21 protein-coding genes are annotated in these 18,516 nt (G+C 58.2%); 8 read left to right on the plus strand and 13 right to left on the minus strand.

What is annotated here, in order from left to right:
- Positions 1-144 precede the first annotated feature (144 nt).
- Positions 145-840: an SDR family NAD(P)-dependent oxidoreductase gene (locus JK202_RS01535; protein WP_211557333.1), complete on the minus strand. Its 696-nt coding sequence runs from the start codon at positions 838-840 to the stop codon at positions 145-147.
- Between the two features lie 143 nt (positions 841-983).
- On the opposite strand from JK202_RS01535, the gene JK202_RS01540 reads away from it, so the two are divergent.
- Positions 984-1,847, plus strand: a complete 864-nt coding sequence (locus JK202_RS01540; protein WP_249199548.1) for a LysR family transcriptional regulator — start codon at positions 984-986, stop codon at positions 1,845-1,847.
- A gap of 275 nt (positions 1,848-2,122) precedes the next feature.
- Here the strand turns inward: JK202_RS01540 and JK202_RS01545 are convergent, their stop codons facing one another.
- The 7 genes from JK202_RS01545 to JK202_RS01575 form a co-directional block, all read right to left on the minus strand.
- Positions 2,123-4,333 carry a relaxase/mobilization nuclease domain-containing protein gene (locus tag JK202_RS01545; RefSeq protein WP_408872125.1) on the minus strand — a complete coding sequence of 737 codons (2,211 nt, stop codon included), beginning with the start codon at positions 4,331-4,333 and terminating at the stop codon, positions 2,123-2,125.
- A 79-nt stretch (positions 4,334-4,412) separates the two neighbouring features.
- Positions 4,413-5,066, minus strand: a complete 654-nt coding sequence (locus JK202_RS01550; RefSeq protein WP_211557460.1) for a lytic transglycosylase domain-containing protein — start codon at positions 5,064-5,066, stop codon at positions 4,413-4,415.
- Between the two features lie 4 nt (positions 5,067-5,070).
- Positions 5,071-5,406, minus strand: coding sequence for a DUF736 domain-containing protein (locus JK202_RS01555; RefSeq protein ID WP_211557340.1), 336 nt, complete (start codon positions 5,404-5,406; stop codon positions 5,071-5,073).
- On the minus strand, positions 5,390-5,995 hold the full coding sequence (locus JK202_RS01560; protein WP_211557344.1) for a S26 family signal peptidase: 606 nt from the start codon (positions 5,993-5,995) through the stop codon (positions 5,390-5,392). Before JK202_RS01560 ends, JK202_RS01555 begins: the two co-directional genes overlap by 17 nt.
- A complete protein-coding gene (locus JK202_RS01565) occupies positions 5,992-6,507 on the minus strand; it encodes a DUF2840 domain-containing protein (RefSeq protein ID WP_211557346.1) in 516 nt (171 codons plus the stop codon). Before JK202_RS01565 ends, JK202_RS01560 begins: the two co-directional genes overlap by 4 nt.
- On the minus strand, positions 6,504-7,622 hold the full coding sequence (locus tag JK202_RS01570; protein WP_211557347.1) for a replication initiator protein A: 1,119 nt from the start codon (positions 7,620-7,622) through the stop codon (positions 6,504-6,506). The genes JK202_RS01565 and JK202_RS01570 overlap by 4 nt, the downstream gene beginning before the upstream one ends.
- Positions 7,623-7,892, minus strand: a complete 270-nt coding sequence (locus JK202_RS01575) for an AlpA family transcriptional regulator (protein ID WP_211557349.1) — start codon at positions 7,890-7,892, stop codon at positions 7,623-7,625.
- Positions 7,893-8,197: 305 nt separating this feature from the next.
- On the opposite strand from JK202_RS01575, the gene JK202_RS01580 reads away from it, so the two are divergent.
- Positions 8,198-9,817, plus strand: a complete 1,620-nt coding sequence (locus tag JK202_RS01580) for an anti-phage dCTP deaminase (RefSeq protein WP_211557351.1) — start codon at positions 8,198-8,200, stop codon at positions 9,815-9,817.
- The gene (locus tag JK202_RS01585) at positions 9,810-10,325 is read left to right on the plus strand and encodes a hypothetical protein (RefSeq protein ID WP_211557353.1); all 516 of its coding nucleotides are present in this window, start codon (positions 9,810-9,812) and stop codon (positions 10,323-10,325) included. Before JK202_RS01580 ends, JK202_RS01585 begins: the two co-directional genes overlap by 8 nt.
- A gap of 31 nt (positions 10,326-10,356) precedes the next feature.
- Here JK202_RS01585 and JK202_RS01590 read toward each other — a convergent pair whose 3' ends face one another.
- The 4 genes from JK202_RS01590 to JK202_RS01600 all read right to left on the minus strand — a co-directional run bounded on the left by JK202_RS01590 (position 10,357) and on the right by JK202_RS01600 (position 13,390).
- Positions 10,357-10,842 carry a DUF2285 domain-containing protein gene (locus tag JK202_RS01590; RefSeq protein WP_211557355.1) on the minus strand — a complete coding sequence of 162 codons (486 nt, stop codon included), beginning with the start codon at positions 10,840-10,842 and terminating at the stop codon, positions 10,357-10,359.
- Between the two features lie 49 nt (positions 10,843-10,891).
- A complete protein-coding gene (locus JK202_RS16550; protein ID WP_408872126.1) occupies positions 10,892-11,341 on the minus strand; it encodes a transcriptional regulator domain-containing protein in 450 nt (149 codons plus the stop codon).
- 109 nt (positions 11,342-11,450) lie between these two features.
- Positions 11,451-12,131: a DNA methyltransferase gene (locus JK202_RS01595; protein ID WP_211557357.1), complete on the minus strand. Its 681-nt coding sequence runs from the start codon at positions 12,129-12,131 to the stop codon at positions 11,451-11,453.
- A 344-nt stretch (positions 12,132-12,475) separates the two neighbouring features.
- Entirely contained in the window at positions 12,476-13,390 is a 915-nt protein-coding gene (locus JK202_RS01600) for a LysR family transcriptional regulator (RefSeq protein ID WP_211557359.1), read from the minus strand.
- A 101-nt stretch (positions 13,391-13,491) separates the two neighbouring features.
- Between JK202_RS01600 and JK202_RS01605 the strand changes: the two genes are divergently transcribed.
- The gene (locus JK202_RS01605; RefSeq protein ID WP_211557361.1) at positions 13,492-14,295 is read left to right on the plus strand and encodes an NAD(P)H-dependent oxidoreductase; all 804 of its coding nucleotides are present in this window, start codon (positions 13,492-13,494) and stop codon (positions 14,293-14,295) included.
- Between the two features lie 91 nt (positions 14,296-14,386).
- Here JK202_RS01605 and JK202_RS01610 read toward each other — a convergent pair whose 3' ends face one another.
- On the minus strand, positions 14,387-15,103 hold the full coding sequence (locus tag JK202_RS01610) for a DUF2726 domain-containing protein (protein WP_211557461.1): 717 nt from the start codon (positions 15,101-15,103) through the stop codon (positions 14,387-14,389).
- Between the two features lie 137 nt (positions 15,104-15,240).
- Between JK202_RS01610 and JK202_RS01615 the strand changes: the two genes are divergently transcribed.
- The 4 genes from JK202_RS01615 (at position 15,241) to JK202_RS01630 (ending at position 17,981) form a co-directional block, all read left to right on the plus strand.
- Entirely contained in the window at positions 15,241-15,447 is a 207-nt protein-coding gene (locus JK202_RS01615) for a hypothetical protein (protein WP_249199509.1), read from the plus strand.
- A gap of 102 nt (positions 15,448-15,549) precedes the next feature.
- Complete coding sequence (locus JK202_RS01620; RefSeq protein ID WP_211557365.1) at positions 15,550-15,873, plus strand: type II toxin-antitoxin system HigB family toxin; 324 nt, start codon at positions 15,550-15,552, stop codon at positions 15,871-15,873.
- The gene (locus JK202_RS01625) at positions 15,863-16,243 is read left to right on the plus strand and encodes a type II toxin-antitoxin system HigA family antitoxin (protein ID WP_058988011.1); all 381 of its coding nucleotides are present in this window, start codon (positions 15,863-15,865) and stop codon (positions 16,241-16,243) included. The genes JK202_RS01620 and JK202_RS01625 overlap by 11 nt, the downstream gene beginning before the upstream one ends.
- Positions 16,244-16,256: 13 nt before the next feature.
- Positions 16,257-17,981, plus strand: a complete 1,725-nt coding sequence (locus JK202_RS01630; protein ID WP_211557367.1) for a recombinase family protein — start codon at positions 16,257-16,259, stop codon at positions 17,979-17,981.
- Positions 17,982-18,516 lie beyond the last annotated feature (535 nt).

The raw sequence follows: 18,516 nt of genomic DNA on the forward strand, positions 1-18,516 counted from the left end.
ACAAAAACCAGCCAAAATGAGCAATGTCATCCATCGGACGTGCAAGAGCATCTCCAATAGGGTATATGGTCATGCCTTTTGGTAAGGTCTTCGAGGTATATAGCGTGCCGCAATAACTTGTTAATTGTTGCACCCAACATCTTCTTACCAAGGAATAATCCTGTTGAAGCGATCAAGGTAACGCAACCCAGGTAGGCCCAGATTGGCCTTGATCGTGTCCACGACGAGTGGGATACTTTCTTCAATCGAGAGCGTTGCCTCGTTTCCGCCCATCTCTGTGCGAACCCAGCCTGGAGCAATAAGTAGGAGAGCATATGCGTCCTCTGCATAGCGGCTCGCAAATTTCTTCATCAGCATGTTGAGAGCGGCTTTACTAGCTGAATAGCATTGCCAACCGTCTTCTGCATTGGTGATGCTACCGAGTTCTGATGTCATGATCGCGATAACATTGCCTCTCGGGACTAGATCTCGCAGAATTTCTGCTGCTCGGACAGGCGAGAGGCTGTTCACCAGCATCATGGATAGAAAGTCAACTTCGTCGATCGTAGCGGGTGTTGCCTCGATCGACCGCGCAATCCCAGCGTTGATGAAAAGAAGATCAAGCTGTTGCCCGTCGAGCCGATCTCGGAGGAGACGAACCTCACCGGCATAGGCGATGTCGACGGTCTCGATGCGCAGAGTTCCAGAAAAGCGCTCTGTCAACTTATCGAGCTCTTGAGAGGGCGTGCGCTGTGTCGCAATGACGCTCCAGTCACGTTCCAGAAACTCTTTGACCAGTGCGAGGCCAAGCCCGCGAGAGGCCCCCACAATCAGGGCGGTCTGCCGCTGTGTCACGTTCATATCCTTTTATCGGGTTGAGTCTGCCTTATCTTTTACGCGTCCGCTATTTTTGATAGTAATGTCGATCTGTCACAACATTATGGACTAGAAGTCACAGATAGATGGCTTACGATGGACGACTTCTGGCGGGTTTGACCGTTTTTATGGCGGTGGTCGAGGCAGGGTCCATGTCTCGGGCGGCCGAGACGCTCCACATGACCCCATCCGGCGTCGGGCGTGCTATTGCTCGGCTGGAGACCCGACTAGGTGTTCGGCTTCTTGACCGGACCACCCGGACGCTACGAATGAGCGACGAGGGGCGCCGGTTCTGCGAACGTGTTGGACCGCACCTCGCTGGCATTGAGGAGGCTGCTCTGGATGTTGCGTGCGCGAGGCAATGTGTGTCCGGTCGACTTCGGGTCAATGTCGATCCGTTTATCTCACGTCTTATATTGGCACGCGGTCTAGCAGATTTTCTGGCAGACTATCACGCTCTTCGGCTTGAACTCGTGATGCGTGACCATGTCGGTGATCTCATCGCTGACGGCTTCGACATGGCTCTACGCTTTGGTCCGCCTCCGGGTGGAAATTTCACGGCGCGGAAAATGCTTGAAACACGGATCCTGACTGTTGCCGCTCCGAGCTATCTTAAGAAACATGGAAAGCTGGAACACCCGCGGGACTTAATGAGTCATGAATGCATTGATTATCGCGATCCGATCACGGGGCGTCCATTCAACTGGGAATTTCGTCGAGGGGAGGAGGTCTTTCCGATCAGGCCGCCCGCTCGGCTTATGGTTTCCGATGTGGAGTCCATGCTAGAGGCTTGTCTAGCAGGTGTCGGGATAGCACAGGTGATGGCACTCGGAACAGAAAAGTTACTTCAAAGTAGCCGCCTCATCGACATTTTCACCGACTGGCCGGACGAAACATTCCCCCTTTTCGCGATCTACCCATCACTCCGCCATCGTGCCGCAAAAGTCCAGGCGTTTACTGACTTTTGTTTACGGTTGTTTGGGAGCGTGTAGGGCTTTTTCAGAACTTTTTATCCTGCGATATCCGATAACACTGTTTCGATTTCCCTAGTCTGGTTTTCCACTAATAAGGCACGCTATTGGATCTGGGATTAATACGAACGCGCAGTCCATAAGATATCCAGCCGAACGGGAAAATGAATTTAACTTATTGAAAGCACTCCTTGGGTGTATCAAACTCTACGCGCATTGTGACGATGCGAGGCGTGTTAAAAAAGTTTGCAATCAGGCTCTCCCAGCAGCGAGAGAGTCTCTCCAGACCTTACATTTCAGCGCCCCACTCCCCTAGCCCGTCCTAACTGCCACGATACCGATCCACCCTGCACTATGCCTGTCACCTCCTGACCGAGATGACGCTCGATCACAGGCCGCCACGGGAGCAGCGTGAACTCATGGGACTTCTCGACGATGGCGAATTTCCCGCTGGATAGCTGGGCAGCTCCAGTGAACTTACCGCTGACTGTCTCGCCATCCACAGCGACCCGAAACGGCACGGATTTTGTTGCCGCCAGTTCCGCCCCAACACGGGCAACCTCCCGATCCTGAAGCGTGGCAAGCAGGTTGCGCCGATAGCTGACACGCCCATCCGGTCGGCGGACAGCATCACCCTGCTCGATCAACCTCTCCCGCCGCTGCTCCATCGCCTCGCGCGCCTGTTCCCCGAAGCCGGCGGGCACCAGATCGGACACCACACCTCCGACCAGCCGCCGGTCGAGCCAGGTCGCGCCATCCGCGCCGACCTGCCTGTCGAGGTCGAAAGTCGACAGGACACGAATATTGGCCCCGCCGCCCCTCCCCGCATCATGGGCAGCAGCACGGATGGCGAAATCCTCGGGAATACGCCACTGGTCGACGTCGATCCGTTCGACGATACCGGCCCGGCTCAGGGCCTCCAACCGCCGGACATGGGAGGCGACAAAACCGTCATAGTCGCCGCTCGGCACGCGCCCCTCGAACCGGGCCTGTTCCAGATGACGGCTCGGCCGATAAACGCCCCCCTCGGCGATGCTGGCAATCGCGCGATCGGAGGGGCGCCCGGCGCTATCAGGCGGGCCAATCTCAACGATGCTGCCAATCCGTGCCTCCACGACACGGACCGGGTCGATGCGGGCGACATGATGCGTGCGGCCATCGATCCCATCGACCACCAGCGTCAGTTCCTCACCCAGTTCGTCGGAGAGGTGCTTGTCGATGACGCGCCCGACGATCGGCGTCGCGGGTTCTGAATCATGGAGCGCGAAGCTCATCGGGTCGCGCTCGGCCCCTTCCGCCCGGAGCGCCTTCTGCATCGTGCGGATGATGTCGCCGCGCTCGCCCATCTCGCGCAGCGTCGGCTCCAGCCGCTCGCTCAGTTCCCACAGCCCCGGCCCGTGCTCCGTGGCAAGACCCATATCGCCCAGCTTGCCAAGACGGCGTAGGCGGAGCGTCCGGTCCGCCTGGCCGCGCGGATCATCAGGCTCGTGGCGCAAGTCGAGAAACCGGTCATTGGCTTCCGCGAGCATCGCCCGATCGATGCGGGTAAAACGATCCTGGTCGATTTCGGCAACCAGCTTACGGCGCTGCTCGACCTCGGTGACGGGGCCGAGTTCCAGCATGACCAGTTCGCTCGCCCGTTCGCGGATGCCGCTGGCGAGATAGTCGCCGTTGATAACCAGATCCTCGCCCAGGTCGTCACGGCCGTTGACGACGACATGCACATGGGGATGGCCGGTATTGTGGTGGTTGACGGCGACCCAATCGAGCTTCGTCCCGACATCGGCTTCAACCTGCGCCATCAGGTCGCGGGTGTAGCCCGTCAGATCGGCAAGATCCCCGGCATCCTCCGGCGAAACAATGAACCGGAACTGATGGCGGTCATCGCGCCCGCGATCGAGAAACGCATCACCATCGGCACGGTCTTCGCTCCCAGAATAAAGCCGTCCCCACTCGCCATCGCGGGCGGTGCCGTCGCGCTGGATATAGCGAAGATGGGCGGCGGCCTTGCCATTCCGCCCGGCAGCGCGGACGGAGCGGGATTTGACGACGACACGGCGACTGCCTGGTCGCCGATGGCTCCAGCCATTCGAGAGGTTCCGGGCACGCACGAACGTTGCCCCCCGACCGCGCCGCACGCCACGCCCGGACGCGATGCTTCCCTCCCCCTTCGGCGTACGGCTGGGACCACCTCCTCGGGGACGTCCGCTCCCGCCGCTCGCCGCCTGCTGCTGGCATGTAACCGTCCGCACCCTGGTCAGGAAACTCCTGGCGCGACCAGCCTTCGGCGTGTCGGCGCGAATGTGACCCAGCCTCGGGCGGAACCGGTTGTCGTCACCCGCGCTCACGGCCGCCGATCCGCCCGAAACTGCCAAAAACAGGCAAGAGTGCCGCGAAAAACGGGGCGGAAACTGACTTTTCCGCCTGTGCAGGCACCATATCCCTTCAAAGGGGGTGCCACCCAAAACAATGTGCAGACAAGGGCTTGCTCGGCGGATCGGACCCATGGGGTGCCGTCCGCTTTAATCTTGCGCTCCCTCTTCTGCCCTCTTTCCGCCTCTCCACCGCCTGCCCTGCACATTGTCATCATGGCCGCGATCCCATGTTGCCAGCCACCACGAACAGACCATCCGAGCGCGGCATGATCCCCGACATATCGCGCACAGACGCGACCCCCGTGCTACGATCCGGCTGCACGATGAAGAGCGGCGCACGGGTCCAGGCAAACCGATCGGCTGCCGCGATCATGACGGAAGCATCGCCGACACCGCCAATAAACGGCGCAATGGAAGCGACATAGGCGCGCGTTTCGAAAGGGAGCGGACGCCCTGCCAGAGACTCCTCATAGCGATCGGGACCAGCATTATAGGCGGCAAGAAAACCCGGCGATCCATAGCGGTCATGCAACTCACGGAGATACGCCGCGCCGGCCAGAATGTTGTCACGCGGATCGTAGGGATTGCGACCGAGATGATGCCGGATGCGCAGATCCGCCCATGTGCCGGGCATGATCTGCATCAGTCCCATCGCGCCCGCCGATGAAACGGCCCCCGGATCGCCAGCACTCTCGGCGCCCATCACGCCCCTGATCCAGGTCGCGGGAATGTCGAAGCGCCGTGCTGCCTCGGCAATCTCGGCGGCATACGAGATGTCGATTGTCTGCGCCGATACAGCGACCGGCACCGTGGCAACGAAACACCCCGCCGCCAGCAGACAGGCGAGCATGGTCTGATTGTGCATGACGTCAGTCTCGCCCATCGCGCTTCGGCGGCCGGCTCCAGTGCAGCGACCAGAGACCGCCATTGCTGCCGTCACGGAACAGATTGGCGCGCAACGGCTGTGCCAGGAGCGGATCGTCGATCAGCAGGGCAACGTAATCCCCGGCACGCTCGCCCGTGCGTTTCCAGGCGGCACCGATCTCCGGGCCATCCTCGTCATCACGATGGATACGATAATCCGGTGCGTTGTCGGAGTCCGATTTGTCTGCCGGCACAATGACGATCTCATGGGAGCCGAGGAAGGTCTGGATACGCCCGGCAAAGCCGGCCTTGTCGCGCGTGAAGCTACCGATCTGCGGCATGGGAAGTCTCCATAGCGATGTTGGGAAAGGACGGCATCGGCCTGTCAGCAAACAGGCCGCGCCAGACGAAATGACCGTCACCGCGCTCGTCGGTGTAGAGCGGCGTCGCCCGGCCGATCACGGCGGCGCGCGGGAGCGGACCGAAATAGCGGCCGTCCAGACTGTCGCGAACGGACGGGTTCATGAGAAAAATCTGATCGGGTGCGATACGGCGGCAGCCCTGCCAGACCGGCAATATTCGTCCGCGCCGGTCACGCTCCTGCGCCTCGCCGAGCGGCACACCATCCACGGTGACGGTACGGCCGACACGGCAAACCTGTTGCCCCGACAATGCCGCGACGGGTTTCAGCAGCGGCACACCCCGCCCGATATAGCCGCGCCTGACCATGAAATCGGCCAGCGGTTTCGGTGGCCTGACGGCGACCAGATCACCGGCCTTCAGCCCGTTCGGCGCTGTAAGGTCGTAGAGGCCGAGGGTCGTGCTGGCGGAGGCGTTCCAGAGCAGCTTCACCGGCACGGGGACGATAGACGCGACGGCGACGCCCATCGCGGTAAAATACGTCGCCATGACATAACCGAAGCGAGTCATGGCCTGATCTCCTGCCGTCTGAGCCAGGCCCGATGACGTGCCATCGTGTAGGGGCGCAGCTGCTCACCCGCGTTCAGCCGGTTGCCAACATGCCGCCAGTGATCGGGCGCGACCGTGCAGGCGTCGATACCGGCCTCTTCCACCCCGTCGATATGGCGGAGCACCTGCTCGACCTTCGGCCAGCCCGCGACCCGCAACAGAATTTCGGCGCCCGGCCGGACGAAAGGCACCGTCTGGCAAGGTTCTCCCGGTACCACGGCGCGCAGGATGTCGATGCGTGACACGATCGTGCCGAAATCATTGGCCGCCCAGCGAACGAAAGCGAAGACGCTGCCGGGACGGAAAGAGAAGATACGACGGCGTCGATCGAGGATCTGTTCCTGAGCCTCATGGCCGAACCTGATCCAGTTCTCGACGCGCTTCTCGATGTGGGTCAGTTCGACATGGGTCAACGCGTCGCGGGGGAACGACAGGGCGTGGCCCCGCGCACGGGACGTTGTGACGCTGGTCATGGCTCGTCTCCCGGTATGGGAGAAAGACCACACGCGTGCGGATCGCAGGTCCTGTCGGCGGCACCGGCACCACGGTCGGCAACCGGTCGCCCCAACATCAAAAAGTTAGAGTCTAAGTTAGACTCTAAGTTAGGAACGCGATTCCGCGTTTCAGGCCAAAGACTTAACTGGGGTTCGTGCGCCTGCAATCCCGATAGTGATGCGCCCGAAGTCCCGATAGTCCCTGCGCCCGAAATCCCGTGTCCGTCCACACCGTCATCCACAGGCACTGTGGATAAGTTGACGGGACAAATATGCAGCAGGTTCCGCCGCCCCTCGCGCCGGATCGCAAGGCGATAACCGGGGAGCGACTGGCGGGCGGCGATGCGGCGCAGGTCGAGCGCGAAATCGGAGACACGCGCCAGGCTGCCGGATTTTTCGTGAAGATGGGCGATCTCGAACAGCCAGCCCTGTGGCTGATGCCCGGCATGCTTGCGGGCGACGCGATAGAGCCAGCGTTCGATGCCGCCTGTCAGGCGGAAATAGGCCGGGTCGATGGTCAGAACCAGCGAACGGTCGATGACGCCGCGATAGAACCACTCCGGCAGAACGCACTCCATGCCTTCGACACGGCCGTCGCGGGTGGTCCGTTCCTCCCATTCGTTGATCCAAGAGAACTGGTGCCGGCGCCAACGCTCGCCGTTGCGGATGGTGGTGCGGATCACGGTCGATTGCAGCCGGGCGAATGCGGCCTTGAGCAACCGGTAGTCCCGTGCACCCGTGGCACGACCAACGGCGGTCAGAAGCTGGTAGGGGGTGAAGCGCAGGAAGCGGGACGTCCTGAGACCACCGTTCTCAGCCTCGACGATCTGGCTGGCGGCCCAGATCAGCACATCGGCATCCCAGATGGTCGCCATGCCGTGCTCAGCCAGACCATGAATCTCGACACGCTGACCGCCTGCCTCGTAGAGGATCGGCGCGACCCGCTTTGCCTTGGAGAGAGAGAAGAAAGGGCGCTCCATCAGATCGCGCTGGTCGCGAGGGCTGGCATCGCCCCCCGCGATCACGAAGGGATCGAGGCGAAGCCGCTCGCTCTCCTGCCCTTGCTGGCCACGCTGCGGCATGACGCCGGCCATTCAGAGGGTCGCCTTTTCGGCCGGGGTCAGGGGACGGGCGGGAAAGACACGGCAGAGTGTCTCATCCGTCGTGGACCTGCGGATACCGTTCTCGACCCAGCCCTGAAGATCTGGGAGGGCGTAGACGATGCGACCGCCGATCTTCCGATAGGTTGGGCCTGTGCCATAGGTACGGTGCTTTTCCAGCGTACGGATGGAAATACCGAGGAAGCGCGCCGCATCGGGCGTGCGCAGGAAACGGGGCGGCAACCCCGTCTTAGGATCGAGCATGATCGGGCCTCCGGTTGGGTTCGGCGGCTGTCGGTCACGACAGCGGGCCATGGCGAACCGTGGCGGAGGATCGACGGTCTGGAGAGTGCCGGAATTATGTAATGATATATTCGGCACCCGGATTTTGTATATAAGTATCTGAAATTAATAATGGAATTTAAAAATCCACCGCTGATTCAGATAGCATAAAAATCGTCACTCAACTTAAACTCGTTTTGTCAAGAGATTATAGCGTCGTGGACGGTTAGCACCAACCTCGGCTATGGAAAGGGAGACGATTCCAACGAAGCGATTTACGGACCATCATGACCTCCATGCCACTCTCAGCTGCCTCGAAACGCACTTCTCGTCCAGCGAGCACGCAAGCTGGTCAAGATGTTTTAAAGGAGCTTCGGACAAACGAAGTCTTCGTTGCGATAGTCGGTCCTGCAGGTGCTGGATCAGGTACAGCGGCGAATATTTTAAAGACCTTCTTTGAAGAAAATGACTTTCAGTCAGAAATAATTAAAGCCAGCTCTACAATACGACGCGCAGCAGAAAGCAAAAATTTTTTAGTACCAAATATCAAAGAAAGAAAATCCCTTGAAAACGTACAAATCATGCAAGACAGAGGTGATGAATTAAGAAAAGGCGATTCATATGGACTACCTGAGGATCATTCAGCCATTGCTAGACTCGTACTCAAAGAAATTGCGGAACGTCGCGCTCAACTACAAGGGCAAACGTTTTCAGGCGAACCCGTAACGCCTGATGGGACGCGAAGAGCATACATCATTGACTCACTTCGCCATCCTGCAGAAGTCGCATTATTTCGTGAAGTCTACCAAGAAGCATTCACACTTTTAGGTGTTGTTTGCGACCCTGCAAAACGTGAAAAAAGAATTAGAGAAAATTTATTTGATCGCGCGCAGTGGAGCGACAAAGGAATTCAAGAACAAGTTAGGATTTTTTTAACTCGTGACGAAAATGCTCCAGAGAAATATGGGCAGCATGTTTCTGATACATTTTATGAAGCAGATTTTTTTGTGGATAACTCACAAGATGCTGGTGATAGTCTCTTGTTAACCGGCATGAACGACCAAATCCGTCGCTTTGTGAATCTTATCACACAAACAAAAATCGTACGTCCGAGCATAGCAGAAACCGCAATGCATCAAGCATGTTCTGCGCAAATGCGAAGTGCCTGCCTTTCTCGTCAAGTCGGAGCAGCCTTGGTCGATATACATGGCAATGTCGTTTCAACCGGCACAAACGATGTACCGAAAGCAGGCGGTGGGCTATATGGTGAGAGCTTTACAACACAAGTCGAGGGCGACGAGAGGTGCGCATTTCGTGATACGAAATTTTGTAGCAGCAATCATGAGCAAAATAAAATAATTAACGAGTTATTTGAAGAATTTCCTCAATTAACTGAAGGGAAAGACAAATCTGAAGTATTAAAAGCCATCCGAAGCACTAGAATCGGCGGTCTCATTGAATTTAGCCGTGCCGTTCACGCAGAAATGGATGCGATCCTCTCTGCCTCGATATCTGGAACATCCCCTCAAGCATGTCGGATGTACGTAACAACTTACCCATGTCATTACTGCGCTCGCCACATAGTCGCTTCTGGAATTGACGAAGTTCAGTTTATTGAGCCCTACCCTAAGAGTAAAGCGACAGAATTACATTGCGATTCTATTACTACAGAGTCTAACGAATGGAAACCTCCCTCAACCGGCGGCTCTCACGTTCTATTCCGTCCCTTTGTCGGAGTTGCCCCCAATCTCTATCGTAGAGTATTTCTTAAAGATAGAAATTATAAAGATAAGATCTCCGGGACGTTTGTCTTTGGCGCACCTCAATGGGGAAATCCAACAGACGTTTACAAAATCGCTTACTCGTCAATGGAGGCCAAATTAGGATTGGAACTGGAGAATGTCTGATTCAAAAATTCGGCTTGTTTACTCCTCTTTACCTTCCTCGAAAGCTGTAAAACAGCGTAACGAGTGGGGCCTTAGACATGCTCAACAACTCGGACTGTTTGATGATTTTGAGGCAGTAAGGGTGATTCTCATTCCAATTTCAAACATGTCTGCCCATTCATTCAGAAGAGCACTCTCTGACTATACGCCCAAGTTAATCGTGGACACGAGAAAGTTTCCCGATTTTTTCTCGATTTTTTCGTCAATTGATAGTGCTTTAGGTGAGTTCAGCGATAGAGGAATCGAATATAATCAGGTTTTATTCAAGGAGGCCGTCAACACGATGGATAGTTGGGAACTTGCAAAAGAAATAAAGGCCGTTTTTATTTCCTATTTTCAAAAGAGAACTGGTGCGCCAGTGTTCGTTCTTGCAAGCACTGAAAAATTATCAAATAGAATTGAAAGACAGCTAGAAGGTTACTTGTCTCAAGAAAATGTAAAAACAAAACTTGAAAGTATTAGTACATAATAAGAAAATCCTTTCGTATCCATATTGATGTTCAATGACCCGCCAGTCGGGTCGGGTAGCGCAACAGGTTCCGATAACCGCCACGAACATAATACCGACCATCAGCGACAAGCCGACGGACCTGATTCTTGCGAGGATCGCTGTCCCAGTTCGCCTTTCCACCTCGAAACGCGAGCAAAATCTCGGCAAGCTTGCGATAACTCGCGCCAGCCTCCCGCCCGTCAAACGCCCGGAGCATCAGGATATGCCGGTCCCGCGTCTGTTGCGGGAAATCATGCGCCCACTTGCCCTCTGGTCGGCCGACCAGCGCGCGCCATAAACGCAGCACGGCCTCCGCGCGAAGCTCCAGCAGCTTATCGAACGGCAGGATCACGACACAGGTGGCGCGCCCATCTGGTGGATGTGTCGGGAGCCAGAATTGATGTGCCGACGAGCCGGGCCGCCAGAAACCATGCCACGCTTCATTTTCATCCAGCCGTGCAACGAGACCAGGTAATTCCGTCAGGTTGATCGGCATGACGGCCGGATCATCCGCGTCCGCAAGTGCTGCGTGCAGTTCAATGACGTCAGGCGAGAGTTCCGGTATCCAGAAGACAGGCGTGCGGCCGGCAGGCTGCGACGGATCGACAGGGAAATCGCAAACCCCATCGTTTGGAAAAGACTTTGCTGCCCCCTGGCTTCGGAACCGGAAGCGTTTTCATCTTTTGGAACGCGCGACGGTATTCGTCGTCACGTCGAAGATATTCCCAGGCCATGCCGGCGGCAGCTATGTCTTGTGCGTGTTCGTAAGCGGCCGGCGACTGCCAATCTGATATCGGCATCGCATTACCCTTCCTCTTGCGCCTGCTTCTGGCAGCAGGAACATCAGGATGCGTAAAGGGAAAATTTTGTGCAGACTGTGTTTGGAGATATGTCGATCTCGTAACGCGATCGCACGACGTTATGGCGTTCGTCCGCGCGTGCCGGAATAGTCCGCGAGCCGGGCACGCACCCGGCGAGTGGCACTTATTTTCCATCTTCCCGTCGCCGATCCGCGAAGTCGGATCGGCGCAAATTTATGCGGACAGATAGGCCAAGGAAGCGGGCACCGCAGAACCGAATTGTCGGCCCTGCGGCGTTCACTCCCTATGCTGCTATTTTCTTCGCCGCGTGCCAGGCCAAGCGCCGGGTCGCCGTTGCCACGTGGTCTGCGTCCAATTCCATCCCCAGCCAGTCACGCCCGAGATGCTGCGCCGCCACCAGCGACGAACCCGAACCCGCAAACGGGTCCAGCACCAGACCGCCTACAGGGCAGAAGGCTTCCACCAAGGGAAGGAGAGCCGCCACCGGCTTTTGCGTCGGGTGCAGTTTGTTGCCCGAATAGGGCATGTCGAGCACGTCCGGGATGGGCTTTGCGGGTGGTGTCACTTTCCCCTTGGCCAGCAGGTAGGCGCTTTCGTGTTCATACCGGAGAAAACGGGAGGAAGATGAATAAGACTTGCGAAAGACAATATGCCCGACCATGCGGAACCCTGCCGCCTTCCAGGCATCGGCAAACAAGTCTATGCGGTTCCAGCCATAGAACGAAACAGCAAACCCGCCCCATTTCAGGACACGGTGCATCTGGTTGAAGGCGGGCCGGAGCCAGCGCGCATTGTCGTCATTGCGAACCTTCCGCCCGTCCCTGCCCGTGTAGTTCACGAGGTAAGGCGGGTCTGTCAGGATGAAATCCACCGCATTGCGGGGGAGTGCGCGCATAAGCTGCACGCTGTCGCCGTTGAGGATGGTGTTGCGGAAATCGGTCGCCGTCGTGGTGTTGCCGGTCATGGTCTTTGCCCTTTGTTCCGCGAGGAACAGCCCCCGCTGTTCCTCTGCCTCGCGGCGAGCAGCGGGGTAGCAACGGCAAGGGCGACCGATGGGGAGGGGTATCTCCCGGTCTGCACGGAGCGCAGCGAAGGAAGATCGGGGACACCCCATCGGACGGCGTCAGCGCGCTGGCGCGAACCCTTGCCGGCGCGAGGGCGGAGCCATTAGCGTTTTCTTCTTTCTTTTCGCCCCTCCTACAGCCTAGAAATGGCACCCATGCGTTGCAATCAGACCGTTCTTCCAGACAATCTGATGAACAGAGAAGGATGTTTCGCGATGCTTGAGATTTCACGGCCATCCGCTCATCAGCGAATACCCGGAATTTCTCCAGCCCCTGACGTGAGGAATTCAATGCAGAGCCGAACCCGCGTCAAATTCGTCCGCTCCGGTGCAATCAGCATGCTCAGCGGTACCGCCGGAAGAGTGTAGTCGGGCAAGACCTGTTCAAGACGACCATCCCGCAGGCAATCCTCCACCAGCCAGCGATGGGCCGGACCGTAACCTCGCCCGGCCAGAAACGCGTCGCGCGCAGCCAGACCATGATCAACGACCAGACGGCCATGAAATGGCACGACATGGTTTCTACCTTCCGCGCTCCGCAGAACCAGCCGCTCCGAGCCCTGCACGCGCGACATCCGCACGCCCTCCCGGTTGCGCAGATCCTCCGGCCGCCGCACCGGGCCATGACGGCGCAGCCATTCGGGCGATGCGACAAGCAGGCGCCCACTCTCGCCCAAGGACCGTAGTTTCATCGCGCAATCGGTCAGAGGGCCGAGGCGGATGGCGATATCGACCCCCTCGCGCACCAGATCGATGCGCTCGTCCGTCAGCCCGAACTCGACCCGTATGCCCGGGTTCCGGTCCTGAAACTCATAGATGAGGCGTCCGACATGCAGCACACCCAGCGCGCCGGTGCAGGAGATACGCACCGTCCCGGCCGTTGCCTGCCGCGTATCGCGCATTTCCTGGCTCGCCTGCTCGACGAGGGAGAGGATCTGCACGCAATGAGCATAATAGCGCGTTCCTTCATCGGTCAGCGCGGTGCGGCGCGTTGTCCGCGTCAGCAGCGACACGCCCAGAGCCTCTTCAAGTTCGTGCAAATGCCGCGTGATGGTTGATGACCCCGCACCGGTTTCCCGCGCGACGGCTGCCAGATTGCCGCGTTCAGCAACACGCACGAAGGTCCGCATGCGCTCCAGCGAGATCAGGGATTGTTCCATTTTCCAGCATTATGCCTTTCGTTCTCATCGTATGGGAGAACGGTAGCCTATCGGCTAGCCTGGGCCGAACACGAAATTTCTTTCCGTGGAAAGACACGCTCATGAATATCCTGATCGTCTTCGCCCATCCCGAACGGCACTCTCTCAACGGCGCTCTGCTCGATGTCGCCATCACCGCGTTGCAGGCACAGGGCCATGAGGTCAGGGTATCCGACCTCTACGCTATGCGCTGGAAAGCGACAGTTGACCGGTCCGACTTCCCGGACATCCCAACGGACGAGCGCCTGAAAGTGGCTTCCGCATCCTCGCGCGAATTCGCCGAGGGCGGCCTGACGGATGACGTGAAGGCCGAGCAGGACAAGCTGCGCTGGGCCGACACGGTGATTCTCCTGTTCCCGCTCTGGTGGTTCGCCATGCCCGCGATCCTCAAGGGCTGGGTGGATCGCGTCTATGCCTGCGGGTTCGCCTATGGTGTCGGCGAACACAGCGACTGCCGTTGGGGTGACCGCTACGGCGAGGGGACGATGGCGGGCAAGCGCGCCATGCTGGTCGTCACCGCCGGAGGCTGGCCGGAACATTATTCCGCGCGCGGGATCAACGGTCCGATCGACGATCTGCTGTTTCCCATCCATCACGGCATCCTGTTCTATCCGGGTTTCACCGTCCTGCCGCCGTTCGTGGCCTATAAGGTGGATCGACTGGATGACACGGGTTTCGACATTCTGGCGGAGCAGCTCCGCGAACGGATGCGGACACTGACAACAACGGCGCCGATCCCGTACCGGCAACAGAATGGTGGTGACTATCAGATCCCCACCATGGAGCTGAAGGCCGGTCTGGAAGCACCCGGTACCGTCGGCTTTGCCCTGCATGCGGCAGGTGACGACGCAGAAATAACCGCATGAGAGCCTGTGATGCTTTGCGTAGCCGTAACCATGACTATGGTCATAGGGGCGGTCCGGGACAAAGTCATCTGATACGCGTCCTGGCACTCCCTTAGCCTGTTTTTACCTTGAGAGCCGACCCGGCTGCCTCGGAAATGGCAGCCATGATTTGAGGTTTGGCCATCTTTTCGGGAATTTCGAGCAGCGGGATACCGGCCTTCTGCAAGGCCAGACGCTTTACCGCCATGCGGTCATCCGCATCGCCGGACAAATCGTGGCCTGTGCCATGATATTCGATCACCATAACTGGCAGCCCATAGCGATCGATTAGCAGGAAATCGACACGCTTGCCGCTATAGGAGCTGAAAGCCTGCTTCTGGCGCGGATCTTCCGGGTCAAAAGTCGTTCTGAGGAACCCACCCATCGAGACTTCGAAGGCGAAACGCCAGTCGGGCTGATACGTCCTGATCCACTCGTCGAGCGCGTAGAGCACCTGCACAGCTTCCTTGTTGACGGGACGAACGGCCCGCAGACTGCACTGACTAATGAAATGTAGCTGATTCTGCGTGTTGGACAGATCGTTGTCCTGAAAATACTGCCGCCGACGCTCTACCTCCTTCTTCTGGTCGGCGGCCTGTGTTTCCAATGTGGAAATCCGGCGGCGTAACGACGAAAGCTCTGTGTCGCGTCCAGATATCTGACGATCCAGACTCTGAAGTCGGGCATTCCTTTCGGCAATCTGCTGCCCGGCCTGTGCCAGGTCGGCCGTCGCGCGGCGATCCCGAACATAGAATCCAAGGGCGTATCCAATCGCCAGAAGAATGATCATTTTTTCCACGACCGATAAGCCTCCCTTTTCTGCGCGATCACCGCCGATTACCGCACGGACTGCCGCATGGTCTTCTCAAATCCCCTTGTCCTGTCCTTCATCGGTCCTGTCGCCCCATGACCTGGAAGGTGGACAGGATGGCACACAAACCCGACAGGATCAGGATCGAGGTGTTCGGCCCCGCCGAGGCGGAAACGGCTGAAGACGCGTTCCGCCCGTCCAATAACACCATTCGCTCCCTCGCCCGCCTGATCGGCCGGCAGATGGCTCGCGAGCAGTTTGAACGTGCCAGCGCCCTGGAGCGGAAACAGGCCCGACAGAACCGATCCCGTTCTCTGCGGTAGCCTCCCCTCCCCGGCTGCGTTTTCTCCCGGCGAACGACCCTTCGTCGGGCTGTCGTGTATTTTTCTTGTGACCATTATGGTCCCGTGATATAAGGCCAGTCAATGAGGATCATCGCCCGTCGCACGCTGAGAGAGTTCGTCGACAGTCTGGCGGGCCAGAAGGAGCAGCCGGCCGTGAAGGCGGCGCTGGACGCCTGGTTCGCCGAAGTCGGCAAAGCTGCGTGGACGAGCACCGCCGATGTGAAGCGGCTTTATGCCACGGCCAGCATCGTCAGCGCCGAGCGGATCGTCTTCAACATCAAGGGCAATGCCTATCGCCTGGTTGTGGCGGTCGATTTCGAGAAAGGCATCGTCTGGATCAAATGGATCGGCACGCATAAGGCGTATGACAGGATCGACGTGACGGAGGTGGAACATGACGGCTGATCTGAAGCCCATCCGCAACGAGGCGGATTATGACGCAGCGCTGGGAGAAGTCGGGCGGCTATGGGGTGCGAAGAGCGGCACACTGGACGGCGACAGGCTCGACGTGCTGGCAACCCTGATCGACGCCTATGAGGCCAAGCACCATCCGATCGACCCGCCCGATCCTGTCGAGGCGATCCGCTTTCGGATGGAGCAGCAGGGGCTCACCCGCAAGGATCTGGAGCCGATGATCGGCCCGCGCAACCGGGTAGCCGACGTGCTGAACCGCAAGCGTGGCCTGTCGATCGACATGATCCGCCAGTTGCATGACGGCCTCGGCATCTCGGCCGAGGTGCTGATCCGGCCCAGCCGGATGGACAAGGTCGCCTGATAAGGAACATCCCATGATCCGCGTCGCCCTGTATGCCCGCTATTCGTCCGACAACCAGCGCGACGCCTCGATCGAGGACCAATTCCGCATCTGCCGTGAACACGCAAAACGAGAGAAGTGGAAGGTCATTGGTGCCTACAAGGACGCAGGCATTTCGGGGGCCAGCATGATCCTGCGCCCCGGCATCCAGACCCTGTTGCAGGACGCCCAGGCCGGACGGTTCGACATCGTACTGGCCGAGGCGCTAGACCGCGTCTCGCGCGACCAGGCCGACGTCGCCACCCTGTTCAAGCACCTGAAATTCGCCGGCGTGCCGATCGTCACCCTGGCCGAAGGTGAGATCAGCGAACTGCATGTCGGCCTCAAGGGCACGATGAATGCCCTCTTTCTGAAAGACCTCGCCGCCAAGACCCATCGCGGACTGCGCGGCCGGGTTGAGGACGGTAAATCCGGCGGCGGCCTGTGCTACGGCTATCGCGTCGTCCGCCAGTTCGACGCCAAAGGCGAACAGATCCGGGGCGATCGCGAGATCGACGCGCATCCGGCGGAGGTCGTCCGCCGCATCTTCCGTGACTTCGCCGCCGGCATTGGGCCACGCGCCATTGCCAAGGCCCTGAACGATCAAGGCATCGCCGGCCCGGAGGGCAAGCTGTGGAGTGACACTACCATCCGGGGCCATGTGAAGCGCGGCACCGGCATCATCAACAATGAGCTGTATATCGGCCGATTGGTCTGGAACCGCCAGCGCTACGTCAAAGATCCGTCGACGGGCAAGCGCGTCTCGCGCCTCAACCCGGAATCGGAGTGGGTCATCACAGACGTACCCGATCTGCGGATCGTCGATGATGCCCTCTGGCAGGCGACCAAGGCCCGCCAGAGCATCATTGCCGAGAAATACGTCAATGTCACCGAGGCTGTTCGCGCCCACCACAAGCGCAACCGGCTGAATGGCACCCGCCGGCCGAAATCCCTGCTGTCGGGCCTGCTGTTCTGCGGCCAGTGTGGTGGTCCTTATACGCTACGGGGTTCAGACCGCTTCGCCTGCTCGTCCCATGTCACCAATGGCTCCTGCGCCAACAGCCGAACGATCCCCCGCCCCGATCTGGAACGCCGCGTGCTCTCTGGTCTCAAGGACCGGATGATGGCCCCCGAGATCGCGGCCGAGGCCATGCGTGCCTATGCCGAGGAGACCAATCGTCTCAACCGCGAGCGTCGGTCCAACGCCGATGTCTGGCAGGCGGAACAGGTGAAGGTCGAGAAACAGATCCGGGGCATCATCGAGGCCATCAAGGAAGGCATGTTCCATCCCAGCATGAAAGCGGAGATGGACACGCTCGAAGCCCGCAAGGCCGAACTGGCTGCCCTGCTCTCCGACACCCCCGACGATGTGCCGGACCTACTGCCGAGCGCTTCAGCGGTCTACGGGCGCAAGGTCGGCCGCCTGACCGATGCCCTCAACCGTCCCGAGGAACGGCTTGAAGCGGCCGAAGCGCTGCGGGCGCTGATCGAGAAGGTCGTGCTGACGCCCGGCCCGAACCGGGGTGAGATCGACGCGATGCTGCGTGAAAAACTGGGCACGATTCTGACCTGGATTGAGCGGCAAACCATTGGAAAGGCTGAAAAAAGAAACACTCCCGGAGCCGGGCTCACGGGAGTGTCGGTATCAGTGGTTGCGGGGGCACACAACCAATGTAGCCTGCACCTTGTGAGCGGTTTCGTGAAGAAGCTCACTGCATGACATTGTCGATTGACAAACCGTTGTTTTTATCAAAATTTTGTTTTGACAGCGGCCTCTGTAGCCTATTCCGCAGCAATACCCGAATACGGAGGTTACATAATGTCCCATTATGCGCTCCCACGCCAATACGCTTACGTTCAGAAAGCGCCTGCCGCCATGTCGCAAAAGCTCACTCGCTTGGTGATCCAGGAAATTCGACTCCTCTATCTGGAGGCCCCACCCCAGGTTCTGATCACACATATCCTCCGATGATCCGTCTTCCGTCGAACCCATCAAGCAGGGGGCGCCTCATACATATTTAAATAAATAATAATTAAATTATTACAAAATACTTACAAAAATAATTTTGATAATTTATATTATTTTTAAGTGTTTCAAAGGATTTCATAGAAATATATTTTCTATAATTATTTTATATAGATGTAATAATTTAGGTATGCTCATTAAAACTTGTTTTCCTCTTAAAAAACCCAAAATTACGCATGATATTATGCGATATTTATTTCTCAGCACTCGAAATTTAACCGTCAGAAGG

The sequence above is a fragment of the Gluconobacter sp. Dm-62 genome, assembly GCF_018256155.1.
Taxonomy (GTDB): domain Bacteria; phylum Pseudomonadota; class Alphaproteobacteria; order Acetobacterales; family Acetobacteraceae; genus Gluconobacter.

Bases quoted from the DNA above. Each gene is read 5' to 3' on its own strand.
- JK202_RS01535 (WP_211557333.1), bottom strand. From the start codon at position 840: ATGAACGTGACACAGCGGCAGACCGCCCTGATTGTGGGGGCCTCTCGC.
- JK202_RS01540 (WP_249199548.1), top strand. From the start codon at position 984: ATGGCGGTGGTCGAGGCAGGGTCCATGTCTCGGGCGGCCGAGACGCTC.
- JK202_RS01545 (WP_408872125.1), bottom strand. From the start codon at position 4,333: ATGGGTCCGATCCGCCGAGCAAGCCCTTGTCTGCACATTGTTTTGGGT.
- JK202_RS01550 (WP_211557460.1), bottom strand. From the start codon at position 5,066: ATGCACAATCAGACCATGCTCGCCTGTCTGCTGGCGGCGGGGTGTTTC.
- JK202_RS01555 (WP_211557340.1), bottom strand. From the start codon at position 5,406: ATGCCGCAGATCGGTAGCTTCACGCGCGACAAGGCCGGCTTTGCCGGG.
- JK202_RS01560 (WP_211557344.1), bottom strand. From the start codon at position 5,995: ATGACTCGCTTCGGTTATGTCATGGCGACGTATTTTACCGCGATGGGC.
- JK202_RS01565 (WP_211557346.1), bottom strand. From the start codon at position 6,507: ATGACCAGCGTCACAACGTCCCGTGCGCGGGGCCACGCCCTGTCGTTC.
- JK202_RS01570 (WP_211557347.1), bottom strand. From the start codon at position 7,622: ATGGCCGGCGTCATGCCGCAGCGTGGCCAGCAAGGGCAGGAGAGCGAG.
- JK202_RS01575 (WP_211557349.1), bottom strand. From the start codon at position 7,892: ATGCTCGATCCTAAGACGGGGTTGCCGCCCCGTTTCCTGCGCACGCCC.
- JK202_RS01580 (WP_211557351.1), top strand. From the start codon at position 8,198: ATGACCTCCATGCCACTCTCAGCTGCCTCGAAACGCACTTCTCGTCCA.
- JK202_RS01585 (WP_211557353.1), top strand. From the start codon at position 9,810: ATGTCTGATTCAAAAATTCGGCTTGTTTACTCCTCTTTACCTTCCTCG.
- JK202_RS01590 (WP_211557355.1), bottom strand. From the start codon at position 10,842: ATGCCGATCAACCTGACGGAATTACCTGGTCTCGTTGCACGGCTGGAT.
- JK202_RS16550 (WP_408872126.1), bottom strand. From the start codon at position 11,341: ATGGAAAATAAGTGCCACTCGCCGGGTGCGTGCCCGGCTCGCGGACTA.
- JK202_RS01595 (WP_211557357.1), bottom strand. From the start codon at position 12,131: ATGACCGGCAACACCACGACGGCGACCGATTTCCGCAACACCATCCTC.
- JK202_RS01600 (WP_211557359.1), bottom strand. From the start codon at position 13,390: ATGGAACAATCCCTGATCTCGCTGGAGCGCATGCGGACCTTCGTGCGT.
- JK202_RS01605 (WP_211557361.1), top strand. From the start codon at position 13,492: ATGAATATCCTGATCGTCTTCGCCCATCCCGAACGGCACTCTCTCAAC.
- JK202_RS01610 (WP_211557461.1), bottom strand. From the start codon at position 15,103: ATGATCATTCTTCTGGCGATTGGATACGCCCTTGGATTCTATGTTCGG.
- JK202_RS01615 (WP_249199509.1), top strand. From the start codon at position 15,241: ATGGCACACAAACCCGACAGGATCAGGATCGAGGTGTTCGGCCCCGCC.
- JK202_RS01620 (WP_211557365.1), top strand. From the start codon at position 15,550: ATGAGGATCATCGCCCGTCGCACGCTGAGAGAGTTCGTCGACAGTCTG.
- JK202_RS01625 (WP_058988011.1), top strand. From the start codon at position 15,863: ATGACGGCTGATCTGAAGCCCATCCGCAACGAGGCGGATTATGACGCA.
- JK202_RS01630 (WP_211557367.1), top strand. From the start codon at position 16,257: ATGATCCGCGTCGCCCTGTATGCCCGCTATTCGTCCGACAACCAGCGC.